A 2840-nucleotide genomic window follows, 5' to 3' on the forward strand; every position below is an offset into this window, starting at 1 on the left:
CTGGTGTGCATCGTAACGATGCCACTGATGGTGATGCTATATATGATATAATGAGTGTTAGCGAGCGGGAACAAACGAAGTTTGTTCATCGGGAGCGGCGAATGTGGATCATGATAGCTGCGAAAGCAGCGTCAAGCACCGCAGGTGCGAATCATGATATAATGAGTGTTAGCGAGTGGGAGTTATATACGGAGGAAACTGGATATGATGAGAAATAAAGAAGTACTGAATGAAATAAGAAAGCAGAGCCGGACTCTGATCGAAGAAAAAAGTGATAAATTTGTCAAGCAGAGCCTGCTTTCAGATGAATTCATCGATATGATGCAGAGAAACCGGAAACCGTTTGATCTTTTGATGTCCTATTATCAGTGTGCGATTATGGAGATCGAGACAAAATTTAAGGTGTTAAACGAAGAGTATTCTCTGGAATACGATAAAAATCCGATCGAAGGGATTAAAAGCAGAATCAAATCCTACGACAGTCTGTTAAAGAAGATCCGTAGAAAAGATATTCCGATGACACTGGAATCCATTGAGAAAAATATCACAGATATCGCCGGTGTGCGGGTCATCTGTTCCTTCCCGGCCGATATTTATGAAGTGGCAGACAGCTTTTTGCGACAGGATGATATTACGCTATTAGAGCGCAAAGACTATATCCAGAATCCGAAACCAAGCGGCTACCGAAGTCTCCATCTGATTGTACAGGTTCCCATTTTCCTGCAGGATGAGAAAAAACCGGTGACGGTGGAAGTGCAGTTCCGTACGATCGCGATGGACTTCTGGGCTAGTCTGGAACATAAGATGCGTTATAAAAAGAACATTCCAGCTGAGCAGATGAAGTACTTACAGGACGAACTGTACGACTGTGCCGAACAGAGTGCGGCACTGGATAAACGAATGCAGAGTATCCGTAATCTGATCGCGGAGAACAAAGAAGAAGAGGAAGAAACGAAGGGATTTTTCCTTCCACTCTTTTAAATTTCCTGCAGCAGACCGGTGAAAAATCTGAAAAAAACGTGAACTTTATGAAAAGCGTGTGAAATTGCTGTCAGCCGGGAAAAATTATGGTAGAATAAGTGTCAGTGAGTGAAAAGAAAGAGGGAATACTATGCCATATTATTTTTATGATGCAACTTATATACTGGTACTGATCGGTGCGCTAATCAGTATGTTTGCTTCCTGGAATGTGCAGAACACGTTTCGGGCATACAGCAGAGTCTGGAACAGCAGAAACATCCTATCGCAGGATATTGCACAGATGATCCTTCACGATGCCGGAATCTATGATGTGCGGATCGAGCGGATCCGCGGTGATCTGACCGATCATTATTCGCCGAATGAAAAGGTTCTTCGTCTGTCGGATTCGGTATACGGATCAACCTCTGTAGCGGCGATCGGTGTGGCCGCCCATGAGTGTGGGCATGCGATCCAGCACCAGGAAGGATACGCACCGTTAAAGCTGCGTTCTTTTTCTGTACCGTTGGCCAATATCGGCTCCCGGCTTTCTTGGCCCATCATCGTACTGGGACTGATCCTGGGATGGTCCGGGTTACTGGAGATCGGTATTCTGTTATTTGTATTTGTGGTAGCTTTTCAGCTGATCACACTTCCGGTGGAATTCGATGCCTCTCACCGGGCAATCCGGATTCTTGAAGGAAAACATCTTTTGGGCGATCAGGAATTACAGGGTGCGAAGAAAGTTCTGACAGCGGCAGCACTTACATATGTGGCAGCACTGGCATCGGCGATTTTGCAGCTGATTCGATTGATCCTGATTTCCAGACGGAATGATGACTGAGAAAAAATGAAAAAAACAGGAAAAGAATAAAACGGAAATATGAAAACAGATACGCCCGTTCAGACAGGCAGGTAACAATGGAAACCTGGAATGTCTGAGCGGGCGTATTTGTTGTTCGTCGAAGTCTGTGAATGTAGAAAATAGCGAAGAGAATTTAAAAGAATATATGTAACTATTCAGTAGCCACTGTCCCGCGAGGTGTTTTGACATGAATATGTCAAAATCCCGAGACATACAAGCCAAAATGCATAAAAAATATATCTTAAATTTCGAAAAAATATATGCATAATAATCAATAAATGGTAATCAAACAATTGACAAAAGAGACAGGTACAGGAGGTAAAATTCGAATGACGACGGAAGAGCTTGTAAAACAGATCTGCAAAGAGCAGGGGATAAGTGTGGCAAAGCTGGCGGCTGCATTGGGGCAGTCACGACAGAATTTTTATAAATAGTTACAACGGGATACGCTGACCGCGTAGGAATGGCAGGAAGCAGCGAAGGTACTGGGAGTGGAATTTGACCAGGGCTTCGTACTTCCGGATGGAACCAGGATGGGAGTTTCCGGAAAAAGTGAGAAACGCACGGTACTGCCACTGATGGGAAGCACATTTTTGCCGGGAAAAGCAGAAGAGACGGTGAAACACTTTGAAGATCCTAAACTTCAGGAAATTGCACGGGGAGAACTGTATTTTTTCAGGGCACAGGCAGAATCCTGCATTCAGAGTGTGGAAAAATACCAGACCAGTGAAGATCCCATACTGCGTCTCTCCGCAGATATGCTTTCTACTTTTGCGAACTTTACCCTCGGGAATGGGAGGGAAGCGCAGATGGCAAGGAAAGATGTGGCACAGATTCTCAGAAAATATCTGGAAAAAGAAGAAGATCCGGAAACCATCGCCTCCTGTCTGTTCGCATATTACGTGACCAGTGTTCTGATCCATATCCTGCCGGAAGAGGGAACACCACCGCTGGATCGTTATCTTTCGTATCTCCGGTCGGGCAGCGGTTGTTCGCGATCAGTATGCTTGGGCATGTC

3 protein-coding genes and 1 pseudogene are annotated in these 2840 nt (G+C 44.9%); all 4 read left to right on the forward strand.

All coding sequences use genetic code 11. From position 1 onward, the window contains the following. Positions 1–218: hypothetical protein (locus MSA64_RS08200; protein WP_287891277.1), on the forward strand; the 218-nt coding region annotated here is incomplete at its 5' end. Continuing rightward, positions 205–981 (forward strand): GTP pyrophosphokinase, encoded by a 777-nt coding sequence (locus MSA64_RS08205; protein ID WP_287891278.1) that lies wholly within the window; start codon positions 205–207, stop codon positions 979–981. The genes MSA64_RS08200 and MSA64_RS08205, both read left to right, overlap by 14 nt. A gap of 130 nt (positions 982–1111) precedes the next feature. Further along, positions 1112–1801, forward strand: a complete 690-nt coding sequence (locus tag MSA64_RS08210; RefSeq protein ID WP_154432551.1) for a zinc metallopeptidase — start codon at positions 1112–1114, stop codon at positions 1799–1801. A 512-nt stretch (positions 1802–2313) separates the two neighbouring features. Beyond that, positions 2314–2840 (forward strand): annotated as a pseudogene (locus MSA64_RS08215) (hypothetical protein); the annotation flags it as partial.

The organism is Oliverpabstia sp. (assembly GCF_022785585.1).
In the GTDB taxonomy this organism is placed as follows: Bacteria; Bacillota; Clostridia; order Lachnospirales; family Lachnospiraceae; genus Oliverpabstia; species Oliverpabstia intestinalis.